The following is a 19,641-nucleotide window of genomic DNA, read 5'->3' on the forward strand; positions in this document are numbered from 1 at the left end:
ACTTCCTTACTCCAGTCGGAATTCAACGTTGCTGACTTGCCCACTTTCATCCAACACATTTAGCTGATAACGACCCGGAACGGTCAGCGTTTGTAGCCATGATTGATGATTTTGAGTGCTAGCAACCTGCTCGCCGTTTAGGAACCACCAGCGTTCCCCTTGTCCACCCTGCGCTTCCAATCGTAAATCCAGACTGCTCTTGCCCGGTAGACGACGCACAACAGCCCCATTCCGGATCCCCAGAATCAAAAGTGGAGGACTGTCATTTTCTGCTAGCGGCGGGCAGTTGGCATTCACCGGCGGTAAACGTTGCGCCCGACGCTCTGCCCACGGCAGCCAAGGCTCAAGCGGCAACGGCCAGAGAGTTAAACGGGTCGGCGTAGCGTCTGGGCAATCGGCCGCCACTCGCTGACCTTGCTTATTCAGCCATATATTCATCTGGCTACCTTGAATATTTTCCTGCCCGGGAGCCGCCAGCGTGGGCGGCAAAGTACCTTCCAGCACCCAACTCTGGCGTCGCTGACGGCAGTTACTGTCACCGGCTGGCAATGGCTGCCCGCCCGGCCAGCAGATTTCTTCCCGGCTCACTGATTCATGCCGCGGGTCGATCGGTAATGCTCGATTTCCCTGATTCAATCGCGCCATGAGTACACTATTAACCTGATGCAAAATAGGTACCGCAGTGGCAAAGCCAAATTGCCCTGCAACCGGTGTTCCATCCGGTCTACCAACCCAAATACCCAGCGTATAGCGAGCGTTCAGACCAATTGCCCATGCGTCCCGATAACCGTAACTGGTGCCGGTTTTCCATGCCAAAGGCACAACCGCAGGTAAAATATCGTCGGGAACCGGCCTCCCTTCTCCCGCCATTATCCGTCGCACAATCCACGCCGCGCCGGGGGAAAATAGCCGCCGCTCAAGCAACGGTTGCTTAGGCTCGAAACGTAGCTGTCCGGCCATCCCCCCGCGCCCAAAGGCGCTAAAAGCAGCCACCAATTGATCTAAACGCGCGCCGGTTCCGCCTAATATCAGCGCCAGATTAGGTTCGCTGTGCAGTGGGAATCGTAATATCAAGCCGGCATTGCGCAACTTGGCGGCAAAACGTTTGGAACCATAAGCTTCCAAGAGTTGTACCGCTGGCAGATTCAGCGAACGCACTAATGCATCGCTAGCACTCACCGGCCCGTGAAAACCGGTATCAAAATTCCCCGGACGATAATTGCCAAACCGACGCGGAACGTCCTGTAACAACGATTCGCCGTGAATTAGGCCATCATCCAACGCCATCGCATATAAAAAGGGCTTGAGCGTCGAGCCAGGTGAACGCCACGCGCTGATGGTATCAACATGACCGAAACGACTGTCATCACCGAAATCAACCGAGCCGATGTAAGCCTTCACTTCCATGGTTGTGTGGTCGACCACGAGTACACCGAGAGAGGTTTTCTCCGGCAACTGGTGCCGCCAGCCTGCGGCCATATCTTCCAGTTGGCGCTGCAAACCGGCGTCCAGCGTCGTTTGAATGACTTCACGCTTGTTACCGAGAGTCAGACGACGAGCCAGCAAAGGTGCCTGTTGTGGCACTTGCCGAGGAGCCAGCCAGATATCTTCCTGTTGAATTTCAGTCACCTGACTCGTAGGCCAAACCTCGTACTGCGCCAATCGAGTTAATACTTTATCTCGCGCCGCTTTGGCACGTAAAGGGTAACGATCGGGACGCAAATGGCTGGGTGCCTGCGGCAGTACCGCCAGCAAAGCCGCTTCCCCTTGGGTCAGGTTATCCGGTGCTTTACCTAAATAAGTCCAACTAGCGGCACCGATTCCCTGCAATGTCCCGCCAAAAGGCGCGCGATTCAGGTAAATCTCCAAAATCTGGTCTTTGGACAGATGCCATTCCAGCTGAAAGGTGCGCCAGACCTGACGTAGTTTTCCACCTAAAGTGCGAGGATGTGGATCGATCAGGCGCGCAACCTGCATGGAAAGCGTACTGCCGCCGGAGAGTATTTTCCCCGCTCGAAGATCCTGCCAGGCTGCACGCGCCAGAGACAATGGATTAACACCAGGATGGTGATAGAACCAGCGATCTTCATAGGTTAGTAACGCTTGCAAATAATACGGAGAAACCTGTTTGATACTGACCGGATAGCGCCAAACGCCGTCATTATCTGCAAAACGCCATAGGGGAGAGCCATCCTCCGCCACCACAATCCGTGCCATTTGTACATCAGTCAGCGGCAGCGGCCAGATTCTATCAGCCAGCCAAATAGCCGCCGGCAGCAGCAGCGAGATAAACAGCAAAGAGAGCCAGAAACGGCGGCGAAAACGAAAAAAATGAGTCATAAGGCAATGATTTCGGCCCCTTTGCACAGATGATCCGCAGCAAAGAGGCCAGAAAGTTTATTTCAGTACGCGTAACTGCGTTGGCGTTGAGCCCACGGCACGCCATTCCGGTACATACATAGACTCCACCTGCGGCGGTGGAATCAGGTAAGTACCCGGTGTGACCGCTCTGGCCAGATACAGCAGCGTGGTAAAGTTATAGCCATCGACATCAACGGCTGCAACATAGCGATCGTCGCGGAATTCCTGATGTTTAATGGTCGCCTGCTGCATATTCATCTGTAGCTCCGGCAACCCGCTGGCGCTTTCACCCAGACTGGCGCTGCTATCACCCAGATTCTGGTTTTCCAGTTCCAACCCGGCAGGCAACAAATCGACCACCAGCGCATCAGGCACCCGTTGGTTAGCGCCCACTCTCAGGTAAACCACGATTAACTGGCCGCTTTTAACCTGATCCAACTGCACCGGATGACCGTTCATGTCCAGATAGGTGCGTGTGATACTTAGATTATTGTTAGAAGGCGTTGGTGCCATCTGCGGATAGCCCACTAAATCTAATCGGCTATAAACCGCCGCGCTTCCCGGATTCTGTAGTACCAATCCTTCGGTCAGCTGCTTAGCAGACCAATTCTGGCTAAGCGGTTTATCATGGGTTTCTGCCGCCCCTTCCGCGTTATTTGTCGCGAAAGCTATCTGCCACGGAGTTTCACTGGCGCTAATTAAAGTGCGTCCGGCCAGATATACCGCGTTGCTTTCCTGCGTCGATAAATAACGCTTTCCAGTTAGTTGCTCAGACAACGACAGCAATCGGCTATCGCGTTGCTGCGGCAATAGGTTATTTTCTGTTAACAGTGAGAGAATTAAAGCATCGTCGCGAATTTCACTGCCGTAATCTCCCAACCAATAATCGGTTTTAGCGCGTGTCGTCGTCATCCCTTGCGTCAGCAGGACTTCGGCTCGCGGCATATCACCCATCATTTTCAGCGCGATACCCAATTGCACCAGTGGTAAGCCGGTGCGGGCATCTTTACTGCGGTTGGCCAACTGACGCAATGCACCCAGAGGCGCTTTCTGCTGCGAAGCTAAAACTAGCCCAGCATAGGCCTGTACCGCAAAGCGTGAATGCAAATCATTGGAACTGTAGCGCATCTCGATTTGGCTTGGGTCCTGCAAATAACGCAGTAAACGGTTATTGGCCGCCGTCAGCGCGCTGGCTGGTACGCTGTAACCCTGCTGGCTAGCTCGGAACAGGAAATCGGTGGCATAGGCCGTCAGCCAATGTTCTTCCCAACCCTGTTTATCCCACAGCGCAAATCCGCCGTTATCCTTTTGCATACTCAGCAGATGTTCGATGCCGGTATCTATGGATTTGCGTCGTTTTTCATCGCTATCGGCTTTAATGCCAATGGAAGTCAACTGGGCATGATTGCTATACAGCGACGGATACAGGCCGCTAACAGTTTGCTCTAGACAGCCATAAGGATAGGCATACAGCTCGCTGATGTAGCGCGCCACGTTTAACGGTGGTCGACTGGTTAACAACAACTGACCTTCAAGGGTATCTTGTTCCAGACCTTCGGTGGCCTCCGGCGGCAGTATCCAGCTTTCACCGCTGTGCAGAATATTGGCGAAATGGCGAGTCTGTGCCGGATAAGCCGGTCGCACGCCTATTTTCCAGTGATGCTGATAATCCGGTAGCTTTTCGTTTGGCAGGGCAACGCCGCTGATCACCAAACCAATATCCCCCTGACCGAAACCGTTCAGAGCCTGCACTGGAATCAGCAGAGTTTTACGTTCGCCGTTAGCGAGAGAAAGCTGCTGTTCCCCTGAGCCATTTAACGCGATCAGCCCAGTGGCGCTGAGTTTCACCTGTAAATTTTGCGGATGACCGGACAGATTACTTAAGTCCAGCGCCAGTTCGGTATGGTCTCCACCCGCCAGGAAGCGCGGCGTGGCTAACTGTGCAATCAACGGCGCAGCAACGATCACTTTGCTTTCGGCTTTACCGAAATCCTCATCGCTCCATGCCTGTGCCATCAAACGTAATTCGCCGTTGAAATCCGGAATAGCTAACTGAATAGAACCTTCACCTTGTTCATTCAGTGTCACCGGCTGCGCCTGCTGAGCCACAATGGTCACTTCGGTTATCGGTTTTTTACCGCCGCGAGACAGAGCATCTTCCTCATCACCGTCCCCACCAAAACGCAAGCTACCCAAGCGCCCCTGACCTTCAATCAATTGACCGTATACATCATATTGATCGACGCTATAACGTTTACGCCCAAAGAAAGCATCGTAAGGATCTGGCGTAGCAAAATCAGTAATGCTGAGAATTCCGCTATCCACGGCGGACAACAGCACCTGCACTTTCTTCGGCAATTTACCGTCTATTGGGTTGGCTTTGACTTTGACCGTCAATGTCTCATTCGGACGCATCCGCGCCGGTGCATCCAGCGTTAGTCCTAGCTTACGCCCTTCATCGACCAACGGCAGATGCAGAATGCCTACTGCTCGTTTAGGCGTGGATTGCACCGTTTTATCACCCGGACGAATAATCGTGGCGCTCAGATACAAATCATGTCGGTTCCAGTCCTTATTCAATGGCACCTCAACGTCGGCACCGCCTACTGGCACCGCAACTTCCTGCCACCACAGCGGGCCGTCGCTGGACTCCACCAGCAAATAACCGGTACCGGCCGCTGGCGCTTCCACATGTAATTTCACTTTTTCGCCCGGACGATAAGCCGGTTTATCCAGCGTCAGTTTTACCTGATCCGGACGCACCGAGCCGCTGCCACCAGTATTGTCCTGCCAATCGTAACCGGCCCAGAAACGGGTGCTACTAATCAAATCGTTGTGGCTATTGCTTACTTCAACTCGATAAGCCCCCCACTCCACCGGGAAGCTGACTTTACCGCTGCTGCCTGCGGCGATATCAAGATTTTTTTCATCCAGCATCAGGTCTTTTTTATCGTATTGCGACATCCAGCCGTCGCTTTCCGACCACTGCCAATAGTAATCGCGGCGTTCACGGACCAAACGAACCTTTAGGCCTTTCGCCGCCAGCTTCTCTCCCGCTGCGTTGGCATAAACCACCTCAAACTCAGCCTGACTATCGACATCTACCATCGCTTGCGAACGATATTTATCGGAAACATAGTCATAAACATTTCGCTTGCTGAATAATGGACGAATCCCCGCCAATTCTTTCGCCGGCCAAATAGCCTGCTCAGCGCGACGGGTTACCGGACGACCGCCCGATTCCAGCAAACTCGCCTGTAAAATCACTTTCACCGGAGATTTAACGCCGCTCCAACTGTTATCGATTTGCACGGCCAGTTCGCCGTTTTTATCCAACGCGGTATCAAATTCATCCAAAGTTCGGGATAGATTCTCTTCTACCACTGAACCAAATTCAAAGCCGGGCAGTGCGGTTAGCGCTTCTCGCTGCGGACGCAAAAATGCCTGCCCTTGCAAACGGTTATCCGCCGCCGGTGCGCCGTAGAGATAACGGCCGGTCACGTCAAAAGCTAACTCGGCATCGGTGCTCAACGGCTGTTTGCTGGTGGAAATATCCAGCGCCATGCGTTCCGGCAGGAAATCTTCCACCTTGAATTTATACAAACGCGGCTGGTTGTCGCCCAAATCAAAGCGCAGCGCCCAATCGCCGGTCAGCGCGTTATCCGGAATCGCATATTGGTATTGATATAAGCCGCCCTGTGGTTGCCAGACAAAGCTGCGGGCCACCTGATTATCCGGCTTGACGATGTCGACTTTAACTGGCTGAGCGGCGAGAGGCTTCCCGTCGGCATCCCGCAGTAAACCGTTAACAATCAAGGTTTCGCCCGGTCGGTAGAGATCGCGTGGGCCAAAGGCAAAGAATTGTTTTTGATAACCTTCCGGCCCAGCGATTTCAAATTCGGCCAGATCCAGCGCCGGAGCCACCAAATCGATCAGGCTGGTTTGCCCATCTTTGCTCGCCAGCAGCAGTTTACCTTTGGCATTTTTTTCTAGCTGGGCATGACCCTGAGTATCGGTTTTCCCTTCTGCTAGCACCTGCCCTTTTTCATCCAATAGCTGTAGGGCAACGTCTTTCAGCGCGGCCCCACCCTCTAGCCCTTGAGCAAAGACGTCCAGACGATCGCGATAGCTATGTATCGAAACGCCAATGTCGCTTAGCGTAAACATGCTGGCTGCGATGCTATAGCTGTACTGTCCCGCCTGTTGCATCACCGCCAGATAAACGCCGGTTTCCTGCAGCGGCTTGATATCCCCTAGCGGCAGCAAGATTTTTTCTCGCGTGTTACGCTGGGGATTAAGATCGAAACGGCCGGTATACACCAGATCGGCCATTTTCAGCAGTTCATCGGATTCCCAAGTACCGAATGAATTTCGGTACTGCCAAGTCGCGATGAAATTAGCCAGATTGGCCGGTTTAATGCGGAAAAAGTTAACGTCTACATGATCGACGTTCAGCGCCATTACCGGTAAACCCTGCGCCAGTTTGGTTGGCAAAAGCGAACCTTTGCTGGCAAAACCTACGCTCGGTTTAATGCTACGAGTGGTGATTTTTTGCGGTTCCGGTACGGTTAACGTTTGGCCACTAATGCCTTTCAGGCCGGCGTCCAGCGTCAGCAACAGCTTACGTTCCGGCTGTAAATGACGTAAACGCAGCTCGGTCAGATTGTCTGACAGTTCCCAGGCACCGTCGATTTTACCGTTTTGGGTATCGACCAAATGCACCTGCGCACCAAAATCCTGATTGGGATCGAGAGGAACGGAGAAGGTCAGTACCATTCCGCTGGCACCGTCTAGCTGAAGCTCCGAAGCATCTAACAGCGTCAAAGGCTTACCGGCAAAACGCTTAGCCATTTCCGCTAGCGAAGCGGCGTCGGTTTTTTTGGCGGCTGCAGGTACAACGGCAGCCGCGTGAGTCTGTTTGGCATTTGCGACGGTGGATGTTTTATCGCCCTCATCACAGGCCGCCATCAGTAATACCGCGCCGGCCAACATCATTCCCTGACAAATTTTCTTGCCTGACTGAAATACCTTCTTAGGGTATGGATTCATTCTGTTTTTCCCTGGCTGAGAGAGCGAATAAGCCATCGCACATAGGCGCTATTATCTTATTAAAGTTAAAAAAGGAAAGGGATGTTTACGGGATTTAGTCACTTGAGGACGAGGAATGAGGGAAAAGCAGAAGAAATCGTTACGAAGTAATGATAAATACGAAGAATAGGACGGAAACTCAGCGGCTTCCGTCCAGTATGAAATTACGCCTGTCCTGATGAGGGAATGCTATTTCGCAGCCAGCTGCCCCATTTCCGTTGGTAGAACGGCTGCGTATGCGTAGTCAGATAATGGCTAACGCCTCGCTCTTTTTCCGAGACCACGCAAAAATCAACCGGGCTATCGTCTGGCGCGTGTTCGCTAGCAATATGGCCTGCTTCCTGAATCAGAATTTCAATTTCTTCTTCTGACCCCTCCACTTCCAGCCCGATCAGCAAATTCGGTTTCTCATCCACGCTTTTATCATGAATTAACGCCAGAAATGCTCGACGTACCGGTTTACGCTGGCTGAATAGTTTGGTTAACGCATCGACAATCGCCGACGGATATTCTTCCGGCTGCCCAAGCAGAATCTGCGTTTCTTTATCCACCACCATTTCCGTCGGTTTAGCTACACCGCCGTTGGCCAATAGCATGGCCACCTCTTCCGGATAAAATTCTTTGCCATATTCAGTTTTCGGGTTCAAGAACAGGCAGGCTCCCTGCGTCATTTCAAACAGCACGCGTACCGGCATCGCCACAAAAGGCTGCTCTTTTTCGCCTTCAGATTGACTAATGGCTTGCTGCAAAGTTTCCAGCGAAGAGAAAAAAGGAATGGTCAATTCGCCGTCCTGCTTTTCCCAATGCAGAATATTCACCCCATTACTGGCGGAGAAAGTCATTTCACCGTCCTGACTTTCCTGCCCGGAATCGCCCAATACCAACACGGTGGCATCGAGTAAGGCTCGGAAAAAGGCCGGTCGGTGAATAGACTCACTTGCCGCCAGTTTTAATAGTTTCTCCAGCTCATTTTCACCGATATTTTCTTCATGGTCATGGTCATGGTCATGGTCATGGTCATGGTCAGATGAGGGAAGATGCGGAAAACTCATTTCATACTCCAAAACAGCAATCAATTAGGAATTATACAGATCGATAAAGGGGCACCAGCAGGTGCCCCAGATTATTCAAATAGACTTGGTGAAAACTGATTCAGCTTCGGCCTATGATTTGGCTTTCGCCAGCAGCAGGTTAGCTACGGTACGCACACCCAGACCGGTTGCGCCAGCGGACCATTGATCCACAGCACCTTTACGGTAAGTGGCGGAGCAATCGATGTGCAGCCAGCCTTGTTGATAGTTTTTCACGAAGTGCGACAGGAAGCCCGCCGCCGTACTAGCACCGGCCGGATAAGACGGCGCGGCAACGTTGTTCAATTCGGCAAAGTTGGACGGTAACTGGTTGCGATGGAATTCTGCCAGAGGTAAGCGCCAGAAAGGTTCATTTTCACTTTTCGCACTTTCCAGCAGTTCCTGCGCCAATTCGTCATCGAAGCTGAACAAAGCGTGATAATCATTGCCCAGAGCGGTTTTCGCCGCACCGGTCAGAGTCGCTGCATCAATAATCAGTGGCGCATTTTGCTCCGATGCATCGATCAAACCATCGGCCAATACCAAACGCCCTTCGGCATCGGTATTCATGATTTCAACGGTTTTGCCATTACGGTAACGAATAATATCGCCCAGCTTAAAGGCATTGCCGCTTACCATATTATCAGCACAGCACAGATACAGTTTTACACGCTGATTCAAACCGCGCGCTGCCGCTAATGCCAGCGCGCCGGTCAGAGTAGCTGCACCGCCCATATCGGACTTCATCGAGTCCATGAAGGCGCTTTGTTTTAGGCTATAACCGCCGGAATCGAAAGTAATACCTTTACCGACCAGACAAGCCATTATCGGCGCATCTGGGTTACCGGTTGGGTTAAAATCCAACGCCAGCAGTACCGGAGAACGATCGGAGCCACGGCCTACGGTATGAATACCCGCGTAGTTTTGCTCTCGTAAATCGTCGCCTTCGGTAATGCGGTAGCTGACAGCATCACAGGCTACGCTACACATCAGATCGATGGCATTTTTAGCCAGCTGTTTCGGCCCCAGATCTTCCGCCGGGGTATTGATGGTATGGCGCACCCAATCAATAATTTTCAGACGCTGTTCCAGCTCCTGACGATCGTTCTCTGGCAATTCTGCCCATTTAACGCTGCGCTCACCTTTTGGCCCACGGAAACCCTGCCAGAAAGCCCAGCTTTGTTCCAAACCCCAGCCCTCACCGGCCAGCTTCACTTTTTTAATACCTTGCCCGTCGATTTTACGTGCCGCACGCTGAATCGCACCCAGAGCATCTTTGCCCGTTAGGTGAATAGTCATGCCTTGATCGTTGGTACTTAACAGGGCTTTCTCGCCCCAGCGGGCATCTGCCGGATGAGTTGATAGGGATACTTGCATAATTTCTGTAGTCATAGCTTTCCTCGTCGTTATTATTTTATTGCTGTATTTCAGCTACTTAGTTACTGGCCTGCGAAACCAGTCTCGAATACAAAGCGATTGATACGAAAAGATTTATAGAAAATTTTTATAAGAAACAGTTTTTATCAAAAAGAAACGGGGCCGCCAACGCGACCCCAGAGATATTTACTCGAACTCATCTAACCAGACTAGTAAGATCGCTTCCAGCACTTTTTCATTTGATCGCGCCGGATCGTCATCAAACTCTTCCAGATCGCAAATCCACTGATGCATGTCGGTAAAACGCACCGTTTTGGGATCGAGATCGGGAAACTGATCGTACAGCGCTTCACCGATTTCCCGCGTGTCTTGCCATGTTAAACTCATTCGATTCTCCTTTATCCACCGCCACCCAAAGCGGATCGACGAATAATATCTATTAGTGCTCGCGAGCGTGGTTGACAGTGTAGCGAGGAATTTCAACCACCAGATCTTCATCAGCCACTCGAGCCTGACAGCTCAGACGACTTTCCGGCTCCAGTCCCCAAGCTTTATCCAGCATGTCGTCTTCCAGTTCGGTGCTTTCATTCAGGGAATCAAAGCCTTCACGCACTACGCAATGGCAGGTAGTACAGGCGCAGGACATTTCACAGGCGTGCTCGATATCAATTCCGTTACGCAGAGCAACGTCCAAAATCGTTTCACCTTGACGCGCTTCAAATACGGCACCATCCGGGCAATGGTCTTTATTCGGAAGAAATACTATTTTAGGCATGATTAAACCTCATCCACAGAATGGCCAGCCAAAGCACGACGGATAGAGGCATCCATCCGGCGCGCGGCAAAGTTTTGCGTTTGTGCATCTAACGATTTGATTGCGGCTTCAATCGCCGCCGGGTCGCTGCCCTGCAGGCTTTGCTGCAAGACTTCCACAGCCTGCGCAATCGCCGCGCTTTCCTGTTCGCTCAGCAATGCGGCATCTTCCGCCAGCGCACCTTGCAAACTTTCCAGCACCCGTGATGCATCTACTTGTTGTTCCGCCAGTTTTCTCGCATTAATGTCTTGCTTCGCGTTCGCCATGGAGTCTTTGATCATCGTGGCAATTTCGTCATCAGACAATCCATAGGATGGCTTAACCTGAATTGAAGCTTCTACGCCGGTGGATTTTTCCATCGCCGTCACGCTTAGCAGGCCATCGGCATCAACCTGAAAAGTCACACGAATGTGCGCGCCACCTGCCGGCAGCGGCGGTAAGCCACGCAGAGTGAATCGAGCCAGCGAACGACAATCCTGTACCAGCTCTCGCTCACCTTGCAGCACGTGAATCATCATCGCGCTTTGGCCATCTTTAAAGGTGGTGAATTCCTGCGCCCGAGCGACCGGAATGGTGGTATTCCGTGGAATCACTTTTTCCACCAAACCGCCCATAGTTTCCAGCCCCAGCGACAGCGGAATAACATCCAACAGCAGCATATCGCTGTCTGGTTTATTGCCCACCAGAATATCAGCCTGAATAGCTGCGCCAATAGCGACTACTTTATCGGGATCGATGGAAGTCAGCGGCGTGCGACCGAAGAACTGCCCAACCTGCTCACGAACCAAAGGCACGCGAGTTGAGCCACCGACCATCACCACTTCCAGCACTTCATCAGTGCTGACACCGGCGTCTTTTAGAGTACGACGGCAGGCCATTAACGTGCGTTTAACTAACGTCGCAATCAGCGCTTCAAACTGTTGACGGGTAATTTCCCCTTTCCAGCCTGCTACGCTCACTTCCGCTGCGTCAGCATCGCTTAGAGCAATTTTCGCCGTAATCGCCGCATCCAGCAGTTGTCGCTGTACACCGTGATCGTCGCGGGAAGGAATTCCAGCCTGCTCACGTAACCAGTCAGCCAACAGATGATCAAAGTCATCACCGCCCAGTGCAGAATCCCCGCCGGTTGCCAACACTTCGAATACCCCACGACTGAGGCGCAGAATAGAAATATCGAAGGTTCCACCGCCCAGATCGTAAACCGCAATTACGCCTTCCTGACCGGAATCCAAACCGTAGGCAATTGCCGCTGCGGTAGGTTCGTTAAGCAAGCGTAAAACGTGTAGACCTGCGAGACGCGCCGCATCTTTCGTACCTTGGCGTTGCGCATCATCAAAATAGGCTGGTACGGTGATAACGACGCCGTCGAGTTGGCCTTCTAAGGCCTCCTGCGCGCGCTGCGATAGAGCCTTGAGGATATCGGCTGAGACCTGAACCGGATTCACCAGCCCTGCCGCAGTTTGGATCATCGGCAGGCCGTTTTCACTCGGCAGGAAGGAGTAAGGCAGATTAGGATAACGCTGCTGAATATCAGCTAGCGAACGTCCCATCATTCGTTTGACGGAACTGATGGTATTGGCTGGGTCCTGCGCCGCCTGCTGACGCGCATCCCAACCGACATCAATGCCTTCGGGCTGATAGTGCACCACGGAAGGTAATAAATCCCGGTTCTGACTATCTGCCAAGGTTTGCGCTTTACCGCTACGCACCGTAGCAACCAAGGAATTGGTAGTCCCTAAATCGATACCTGCGGCCAGCCGACGTTGGTGCGGCGCCGCGGTTAAACCAGGCTCACTAATTTGTAATAAGGCCATGTTGAGCTTCCATCAATCATGAGTCTATACCCTTTCACTTGCAGGCTGTCGCAGGCTAAACGGCAGCGGATAATCTATTGGGTATAAATGACAAAAATTTCTCTAGCGAAACACCAACGCCCTGCTTTTTTCAGGCATGTTCAGCCTATTCAGGGATTCTTTAAAAGATACGTTTGGTCGTTCACTATCATAAGCATGAGATTAACAGTTCAGGACACAAGCCAGTTAACCGCGACCCGATTCTCAGACAAAGTCGTCAAACAGACGGTCTTCCAACTGCTCAACCTGCTGCTGTAGTTTGTCCAGAAAACGGAGTTTTCGCACGGTATCCGCCGCATTGCTCCATTGCTGGTTATCCAGTTCCTGCACCATTTGCTCGCTACGTTTTTGGGTCATTACCGCCAAACGTGCGTTAAAAGCCGCTAATGCGCTTTCGGCATCGGCCTGACGTTCAATGGCATCTAGCTCTTCCCGCAGTTCCAATTGTTCCATCAGAAACGCGGTATCACGCATGGTGTGCTGTTCATTGCTCAAATCAAAACCCTGCAAAGATAACATATACTCTGCGCGTTTTAACGGATGCTTGAGAGTTTGATAGGCGTCGTTGATGGTCGCAGCCTGCTGCAAAGCCAGTAAACGCTCACGTTCTGGCTGACTAGCAAAGCGATCCGGATGGAATTGGCGTTGCAATTCCTGATAGCGGGAAGTGAGTTGGCTGGCGTCTACGAGATAGCGAGCCGGCAGCCCGAATAAAGTAAAGTAATCCATAGCATGCTCGGAAGTTGTCGTGTGGCTGAGTGAGGGGTTTATGCAGCTCCCTTCCCCACCTCAACAGCATGGAAGAGAGCCGGATAAATCAGCAAACGTCAGTATAGCGCTACGATATAAGGCAAAAACTAACGATTAAACGTTAAAACTTTCACCGCATCCGCATTCACCGGAGACGTTTGGATTGTTGAACTTAAAGCCTTCGTTCAGCCCTTCTTTGACGAAATCCAGTTCGGTACCGTCCAGATAGACCATGCTTTTACCGTCGATGATCACTTTCACGCCTTTGTCTTCAAAAACGATATCGTCATCGTTCATTTCGTCAACAAATTCTAGTACATACGCCATACCGGAGCAGCCGGAGGTTCTTACGCCTAGGCGCAAACCCAAACCTTTACCACGGTGTTCCAAGAAGGCGCTGACACGTTGCGCAGCACTGTCGCTGATAGATATCGACATACAACAACCTCATCTCTGAGAACCTGCCCAAACCACAGACAGGTTATTTATACTGATTTACAACTACTTAGCGTTATGTTTGCTTTTGTAGTCGGCGATCGCTGCTTTAATGGCATCTTCAGCCAGAATTGAGCAGTGGATTTTAACCGGCGGTAACTCCAGTTCTTCAGCGATTTGAGTGTTTTTGATCGCTTCAGCCTGATCGAGAGACTTGCCTTTCATCCATTCGGTCACCAGCGAGCTGGAAGCAATGGCGGAACCGCAGCCGTAAGTTTTAAAGCGGGCGTCTTCAATAATCCCAGCTTCGTTAACTTTAATCTGCAATTTCATCACATCGCCACAGGCCGGCGCGCCGACCATGCCGCTACCAACGGTTGGATCTTCGTTATCGAAAGAACCAACGTTACGTGGGTTTTCGTAATGATCTATTACTTTTTCGCTATAAGCCATTTGAGTGCTCCTGAATCTGAAAGTCTGGAATTAGTGATGTGACCATTCGATGCTGTTGATATCCACGCCCTGCTTGAACATGTCCCACAGTGGAGACAGATCACGCAGGCGACCGATGGATTTACGAACCAGCGCAATGGTGTAGTCGATCTCTTCTTCAGTAGTAAAACGGCCCAGGGAGAAACGGATGGAACTGTGTGCCAGTTCATCGCTCATACCCAGCGCGCGCAGCACGTAAGAAGGTTCCAGGCTTGCGGAGGTACAGGCTGAGCCTGAAGAAACAGCCAGGTCTTTCAGCGCCATAATCAGCGATTCACCTTCAACATAGTTGAAGCTGACGTTAAGAATGTTAGGTGCGCCATTCTCTAAATCGCCGTTCAGGTAAACTTCTTCGATATCTTTCAGGCCATCCCACAGACGTTTGCGCAGTGAGGATAAACGCTTAGATTCGCTTTCCATCTCTTCTTTGGCAATACGGTAAGCTTCACCCATACCAACAATTTGGTGCACAGGCAAAGTACCGGAACGCATACCGCGCTCGTGACCGCCGCCGTGCTGCTGTGCTTCAATACGAATACGCGGTTTACGGCGAACGAACAGTGCGCCAATGCCCATCGGACCATAGATTTTATGGGCAGAGAAGGACATCAGATCCACTTTCAGTTTGCTCAGGTCGATAGGCAGTTTGCCTACGCTTTGAGTCGCATCGACGTGGAAAATGATCCCGCGGCTACGGCACATTTCACCAATAGCGGCGATATCCTGCACCACACCGATTTCATTATTCACATGCATGATGGAAACCAAAATGGTGTCCTCACGCATCGCAGCTTCAAGCTGTTTGAGATCGATAATACCGTTGCTTTGCGGCGCCAGATAGGTCACTTCGAAACCTTCACGCTCCAACTGACGGCAGGTATCCAGCACAGCTTTATGTTCGGTTTTACAGGTGATGATGTGCTTGCCTTTCTTCTGATAGAAGTTGGCGGCACCTTTAATGGCAAGGTTGTTTGATTCTGTGGCACCCGAAGTGAACACAATTTCACGTGGGTCAGCACCGACCAGCGCTGCGATGTCGTTACGTGCGATATCAACGGCTTCCTCTGCCTGCCACCCAAAACGGTGGGAGCGGGAGGCCGGGTTGCCGAAGATACCGTCCAAAGTCAAATACTGCATCATCTTTTCAGCAACACGCGGATCGACTGGCGTTGTGGCTGAATAATCCAGATAGATCGGCGTTTTTACTTTTGATTCGGTCATTGCTCTTATGCTCCGTACATCACTTCCAAAAACTGAAGATCCCGCAGACTCTGCTTATGCACGCAGATTGACGTTAATCGTCTCTTGCGGTCGGCCGTTGGCCGTACGACGCGTATCGTTGTTCTGACGATCCGCTACTTCCAAAATATCTTGATTATTGACCAGTTCCGCCAATGTGATGTTGTTCAGGAAGCTGCTGATACGCTCGCTCAAATCGCGCCACAGCGTATGGGTCAGGCAACGATCGCCCCCCTGGCAGCCTTCTTTACCCTGACAACGGGTTGCATCGACAGATTCGTCTACGGCAGTAATGACCGCGCCTACGGCGATCTGGCCTGCGTCTTTACCCAGCAGGTAACCGCCGCCCGGACCACGTACGCTTGCAACCAAGCCATTCTTGCGCAGACGTGAAAAGAGTTGTTCCAGATAAGATAACGAGATTCCTTGACGTTCAGAAATATCTGCCAGAGGTACTGGCCCGTCCTGGGAATGTAATGCCACGTCAAGCATGGCGGTCACGGCATAACGACCTTTGGATGTCAGTCTCATAGCTTAAAATTACCTGTTGGTGAAACGAGCTAGAATTCTGCCATTCTTGAGTGTTTTAGTCAACTATTTAACCCAGTAATTCACTCAAGTATTTTATGCCTCGTTATCCTTATATGTTGGTTCCATATACTCATATATAAATATGATATATATGACTATTCTTTATCTTTCGCCATTTTGGCGTTGTTGGCGCTTTTCTGGTGTTTATCCTGTTTTTCGATCGATGTGAGCATTCCACGTAGGATATTAAGCTCTTGTGTTTCCGGCCTAGCGCGGGTAAACAGACGGCGTAATTTGCTCATAATCTGCCCCGGATGTGCCTGACGAATAAAGCCGGTGTGGGACAGAACCTGTTCCAAATGCTGGTAAAAACGCTCCAGATCGTCGACCAGCGGATAAGGCGCCTCTTCCTCTTCCTGCTTAGGTGCGATTTCTGCCTGACGATCGAGGAAGGCCACCCGAACTTCATAAGCCAGAATCTGCACAGCCATCGCCAGATTCAACGAGCTGTATTCTGGATTTGCCGGGATTGCCACGTGGTAATGACATTTCTGTAGCTCATCGTTAGTCAGCCCCACGCGTTCACGGCCAAACACCAGCGCCACTGGTGCATGCTCGGCTTCACGTGCGCTGCGAACGCCGCATTCGCGCGGTTCCAGCATCGGCCACGGCAAAGTACGAGAGCGAGCGCTAGTGCCAACGACTAGGCTGCAACCAGCCAGAGCCTCATCCAGAGTGTCAACGATGGTGGCATTGCCGATAACATCGCTGGCACCCGCAGATAGCGCTATGGCCTGAGAATCAGGTTTTACCAATGGATTGACCAAATACAAATTGGTTAAGCCCATGGTTTTCATGGCTCTGGCGGTGGAGCCCATGTTTCCGGTGTGAGAAGTTTCAACCAAAACAATGCGAATATTGTGCAACATACAAACTCTGAGGGTAGCGGGGTATCGCAACATCTTAACACAAACGTAGGCATTTATCAGATCCCCTGCTATACTATGCGCCGTTTCTCGTTCTTTAACATCCTAGTTGGAAGATACCCATGCATCCGATGCTGACTATCGCCATACGCGCTGCGCGTAAGGCCGGTAACCTGATTGCCAAAAATTATGAAACCCCGGACGCTGTCGAAGCGAGCCAGAAAGGCAGTAATGACTTTGTTACTAACGTTGACCGTGACGCAGAACATCTGATCATTGACGTTATCCGTAAATCTTATCCAAAACACACCATTATTAGTGAAGAATGTGGTGAATTACTTGGTGAAGAGTACGAAACTCAATGGGTTATCGATCCACTGGATGGCACCTCAAATTTCATCAAACGTTTCCCACATTTCGCTGTTTCCATTGCTGTGCGCATCAAAGGCCGCACTGAAGTGGCTGTGGTTTACGATCCAATGCGTAATGAACTGTTCACCGCCACTCGCGGTCAAGGCGCTCAGCTGAACGGTTACCGCCTGCGTGGTACTAACGCGAAAGAACTGGATGGCACCATTCTGGCGACCGGTTTCCCGTTCAAAGTAAAACAACACGCACCGGCCTACATTAATGTATTAGGTAAGCTATTTACCCAATGTGCTGATATTCGTCGCACGGGTTCTGCCGCGCTGGATCTGGCTTACGTTGCCGCTGGCCGCGTAGACGGTTTCTTCGAAATTGGCCTGAAACCTTGGGATTTCGCCGGTGGCGAACTGCTGGTTCGTGAAGCAGGTGGTATCGTGACCGACTTCGTTGGCGGCCATAACCATTTCAGCTCTGGTAACATTGTTGCCGGTAACCCGCGCGTAGTGAAATCTATGTTGCAGGCAATGAGCGATGAATTGAGTGAAGCGCTGAAGCGTTAATTTTCAGCCCTCATTAAGAATTGTAATGCCAGTCGGTTAACGCTGACTGGCATTTTTTATGGTTAGAATTCAGCGACCAAATGGACGAACGCCTCCCATCATGGACGGCTGGCTGGAAAGATAAAGCAATACTCCAGCGAAGAGTAAAATAATTCCTCCAGCCAATGCTAAAGTGGCCCAAGCGATGCTTCCCCACGCTGCCGGTGCGCGATCCCGACTCAAACGCACCGCTAACTGACGGGCGTAGTGAACAAACAGCGCCAACAGCGAAATTGTTAGTGAAGTTCCTAACGCCATCGCCAGCGCCGACGCAATTCCCCAAACATATACCCCGATAACTTTAGCAAACAGCAATATCATAATCGCCCCGGAACAGGGTCGCATGCCCATCGCCAGTATCACCGCCAAACGGGTGCGCCAATCGTTACCCGCCTGCAATTCCTCATCGCTGGGAAGATGTCGATGCCCGCAGCCGCAGTTTTCATTATGTACATGATCGGCGGGTAAAGGTTGCAGACGCTGGATAGAGATTTTCTTCGGTTTTAGTCGAGTGACTTGGCGATAAAGCCGTCTTAAGGCGCGGAAACACAGTAACAACCCCAACAGGATAACCAGTAAAAAGCTGCCCTTTTCCATCCAGTAACTGCTTTGATGTAAATAACGGGAGGATAATTGGAACACGCCTAATATCAGCGAGACCAAAGCTATTGCCACTCCGCCCTGTAATAGTGAGGCTAAAAATGTCAGTTTCAGGCTGCTTTTCAGCCGCGCTGGATGCGTAGCCAGATAAGTCACAATGACCACTTTTCCGTGACCGGGGCCAACCGCATGCAACACACCGTAAATCAGGCTGAAAAACATCAGCCCTAACCCCATTTGATGCGGATTAGCTTTTACCTGTTGCAATAGCTGCGCCATTTGCTGGTGCATGGTTTTTTGCCATACCACGCTTTTAAACAGCAACTCAGGCCAGTACGACCAAGCCAGTTGTGCTGCCAGCGCCAAACACAACAGGAACAATACCAAGGGCCAAAGATGAACGAACCAGTGCTTTTGACGGCGGGTTGCCGGGGTAAAACTTACTGACATTGTAGAGTTATCCGTTGGGCAAATTGTTTTCCTAAAGCCATATCCTCCCCAGGGGAGTCTTCCTTATCTAGCGACAAGGCGTAGGCCTGTAACGATGCGTCCGGATTTGGGGTAAATAAAGTGGCCTGACAACTCTTCGTCCATTCAATTGGTAAATGAACTGCGGCCTGATCCGGGTAAGTCATGTCGACAAAATACGTTGGATCGTAAGTCAAAATTGTAAAAGGCTTACCGATCATCGGCTGCGGCTCGGCTAAAGGCATCACGAATTCTAATACCGCCTGATGCCCTTTGCGGGACAAATGGTATTCCGTCGGTAAATTCAGGTATTTCACCGGCTTTCCATCGCGGTAAATATCGGTGAAATAGTGCTGTCCCAAGACGTTAGCCATGACTTCTGCCGCCAGTTTCTTCCAGATTTCCGAGTCACTTTTGGCATTTTCTGCGTCATAAAGTAAATCGGCGGAGGTAATTTCATCCATCGTCCACACCATTTTCATGCCGGTCAGTTTCTGGTTATCCACCACAAAAGTGGTTTCCATCTCGATAAAACTGTGTGGATGAGCCAGCCCTGACGCGCTATACAGTAACGCCGCCAAGCCAATAAATAGTCCCCGAATATATTTACACGGCGCATGATTGTTATAACATAACATATTGAACATCTATCAACCCTTGGATTTACAGCAA

General features: G+C 51.1%; 16 protein-coding genes. 1 reads left to right on the top strand and 15 read right to left on the bottom strand.

What is annotated here, in order from left to right; translation table 11 throughout:
• Positions 1-6: 6 nt before the first annotated feature.
• The 13 genes from pbpC to trmJ form a co-directional block, all read right to left on the bottom strand.
• Positions 7-2,340: a peptidoglycan glycosyltransferase PbpC gene (gene pbpC, locus AD970_RS16880; protein WP_049601721.1), complete on the bottom strand. Its 2,334-nt coding sequence runs from the start codon at positions 2,338-2,340 to the stop codon at positions 7-9.
• Positions 2,341-2,397: 57 nt separating this feature from the next.
• Entirely contained in the window at positions 2,398-7,410 is a 5,013-nt protein-coding gene (locus tag AD970_RS16885) for an alpha-2-macroglobulin family protein (RefSeq protein WP_049601722.1), read from the bottom strand.
• A gap of 203 nt (positions 7,411-7,613) precedes the next feature.
• On the bottom strand, positions 7,614-8,501 hold the full coding sequence (gene sseB, locus AD970_RS16890) for an enhanced serine sensitivity protein SseB (protein ID WP_049601725.1): 888 nt from the start codon (positions 8,499-8,501) through the stop codon (positions 7,614-7,616).
• A gap of 111 nt (positions 8,502-8,612) precedes the next feature.
• Complete coding sequence (gene pepB, locus AD970_RS16895; protein ID WP_049601728.1) at positions 8,613-9,911, bottom strand: aminopeptidase PepB; 1,299 nt, start codon at positions 9,909-9,911, stop codon at positions 8,613-8,615.
• Between the two features lie 171 nt (positions 9,912-10,082).
• Positions 10,083-10,283 carry a Fe-S cluster assembly protein IscX gene (gene iscX / locus AD970_RS16900; RefSeq protein ID WP_049601731.1) on the bottom strand — a complete coding sequence of 67 codons (201 nt, stop codon included), beginning with the start codon at positions 10,281-10,283 and terminating at the stop codon, positions 10,083-10,085.
• Positions 10,284-10,335: 52 nt separating this feature from the next.
• Positions 10,336-10,671 carry an ISC system 2Fe-2S type ferredoxin gene (fdx, locus tag AD970_RS16905; RefSeq protein WP_042525582.1) on the bottom strand — a complete coding sequence of 112 codons (336 nt, stop codon included), beginning with the start codon at positions 10,669-10,671 and terminating at the stop codon, positions 10,336-10,338.
• A 2-nt stretch (positions 10,672-10,673) separates the two neighbouring features.
• The gene (gene hscA, locus AD970_RS16910) at positions 10,674-12,524 is read right to left on the bottom strand and encodes a Fe-S protein assembly chaperone HscA (protein WP_049601735.1); all 1,851 of its coding nucleotides are present in this window, start codon (positions 12,522-12,524) and stop codon (positions 10,674-10,676) included.
• Between the two features lie 243 nt (positions 12,525-12,767).
• Positions 12,768-13,292, bottom strand: coding sequence for a co-chaperone HscB (gene hscB, locus AD970_RS16915; RefSeq protein WP_049601737.1), 525 nt, complete (start codon positions 13,290-13,292; stop codon positions 12,768-12,770).
• Between the two features lie 135 nt (positions 13,293-13,427).
• Positions 13,428-13,751, bottom strand: a complete 324-nt coding sequence (gene iscA, locus AD970_RS16920) for an iron-sulfur cluster assembly protein IscA (protein WP_049601740.1) — start codon at positions 13,749-13,751, stop codon at positions 13,428-13,430.
• A 63-nt stretch (positions 13,752-13,814) separates the two neighbouring features.
• Positions 13,815-14,201 (bottom strand): Fe-S cluster assembly scaffold IscU, encoded by a 387-nt coding sequence (gene iscU, locus AD970_RS16925; protein WP_049601742.1) that lies wholly within the window; start codon positions 14,199-14,201, stop codon positions 13,815-13,817.
• Between the two features lie 30 nt (positions 14,202-14,231).
• On the bottom strand, positions 14,232-15,461 hold the full coding sequence (locus tag AD970_RS16930) for an IscS subfamily cysteine desulfurase (protein ID WP_049601744.1): 1,230 nt from the start codon (positions 15,459-15,461) through the stop codon (positions 14,232-14,234).
• Positions 15,462-15,515: 54 nt separating this feature from the next.
• On the bottom strand, positions 15,516-16,010 hold the full coding sequence (gene iscR / locus AD970_RS16935; protein WP_049601747.1) for a Fe-S cluster assembly transcriptional regulator IscR: 495 nt from the start codon (positions 16,008-16,010) through the stop codon (positions 15,516-15,518).
• A 155-nt stretch (positions 16,011-16,165) separates the two neighbouring features.
• Positions 16,166-16,939 (bottom strand): tRNA (cytosine(32)/uridine(32)-2'-O)-methyltransferase TrmJ, encoded by a 774-nt coding sequence (gene trmJ, locus AD970_RS16940; protein WP_049601751.1) that lies wholly within the window; start codon positions 16,937-16,939, stop codon positions 16,166-16,168.
• A 119-nt stretch (positions 16,940-17,058) separates the two neighbouring features.
• Here trmJ and suhB point away from each other — a divergent pair, with 119 nt between their 5' ends.
• Positions 17,059-17,862, top strand: coding sequence for an inositol-1-monophosphatase (gene suhB, locus AD970_RS16945; RefSeq protein WP_049601754.1), 804 nt, complete (start codon positions 17,059-17,061; stop codon positions 17,860-17,862).
• Positions 17,863-17,931: 69 nt separating this feature from the next.
• On the opposite strand, the gene AD970_RS16950 is transcribed toward suhB, so the two are convergent.
• Positions 17,932-18,951, bottom strand: coding sequence for a nickel/cobalt transporter (locus AD970_RS16950; RefSeq protein ID WP_049601756.1), 1,020 nt, complete (start codon positions 18,949-18,951; stop codon positions 17,932-17,934).
• Entirely contained in the window at positions 18,942-19,607 is a 666-nt protein-coding gene (locus AD970_RS16955; RefSeq protein ID WP_049601893.1) for a DUF1007 family protein, read from the bottom strand. The genes AD970_RS16950 and AD970_RS16955 overlap by 10 nt, the downstream gene beginning before the upstream one ends.
• Between the last annotated feature and the right edge of the window lie 34 nt (positions 19,608-19,641).

Source organism: Yersinia nurmii (assembly GCF_001112925.1).
Classification (GTDB): Bacteria; Pseudomonadota; Gammaproteobacteria; order Enterobacterales; family Enterobacteriaceae; genus Yersinia; species Yersinia nurmii.

Bases quoted from the DNA above. Each gene is read 5' to 3' on its own strand.
- pbpC (WP_049601721.1), bottom strand. From the start codon at position 2,340: ATGACTCATTTTTTTCGTTTTCGCCGCCGTTTCTGGCTCTCTTTGCTG.
- AD970_RS16885 (WP_049601722.1), bottom strand. From the start codon at position 7,410: ATGAATCCATACCCTAAGAAGGTATTTCAGTCAGGCAAGAAAATTTGT.
- sseB (WP_049601725.1), bottom strand. From the start codon at position 8,501: ATGAGTTTTCCGCATCTTCCCTCATCTGACCATGACCATGACCATGAC.
- pepB (WP_049601728.1), bottom strand. From the start codon at position 9,911: ATGACTACAGAAATTATGCAAGTATCCCTATCAACTCATCCGGCAGAT.
- iscX (WP_049601731.1), bottom strand. From the start codon at position 10,283: ATGAGTTTAACATGGCAAGACACGCGGGAAATCGGTGAAGCGCTGTAC.
- fdx (WP_042525582.1), bottom strand. From the start codon at position 10,671: ATGCCTAAAATAGTATTTCTTCCGAATAAAGACCATTGCCCGGATGGT.
- hscA (WP_049601735.1), bottom strand. From the start codon at position 12,524: ATGGCCTTATTACAAATTAGTGAGCCTGGTTTAACCGCGGCGCCGCAC.
- hscB (WP_049601737.1), bottom strand. From the start codon at position 13,292: ATGGATTACTTTACTTTATTCGGGCTGCCGGCTCGCTATCTCGTAGAC.
- iscA (WP_049601740.1), bottom strand. From the start codon at position 13,751: ATGTCGATATCTATCAGCGACAGTGCTGCGCAACGTGTCAGCGCCTTC.
- iscU (WP_049601742.1), bottom strand. From the start codon at position 14,201: ATGGCTTATAGCGAAAAAGTAATAGATCATTACGAAAACCCACGTAAC.
- AD970_RS16930 (WP_049601744.1), bottom strand. From the start codon at position 15,461: ATGACCGAATCAAAAGTAAAAACGCCGATCTATCTGGATTATTCAGCC.
- iscR (WP_049601747.1), bottom strand. From the start codon at position 16,010: ATGAGACTGACATCCAAAGGTCGTTATGCCGTGACCGCCATGCTTGAC.
- trmJ (WP_049601751.1), bottom strand. From the start codon at position 16,939: ATGTTGCACAATATTCGCATTGTTTTGGTTGAAACTTCTCACACCGGA.
- suhB (WP_049601754.1), top strand. From the start codon at position 17,059: ATGCATCCGATGCTGACTATCGCCATACGCGCTGCGCGTAAGGCCGGT.
- AD970_RS16950 (WP_049601756.1), bottom strand. From the start codon at position 18,951: ATGTCAGTAAGTTTTACCCCGGCAACCCGCCGTCAAAAGCACTGGTTC.
- AD970_RS16955 (WP_049601893.1), bottom strand. From the start codon at position 19,607: ATGTTATGTTATAACAATCATGCGCCGTGTAAATATATTCGGGGACTA.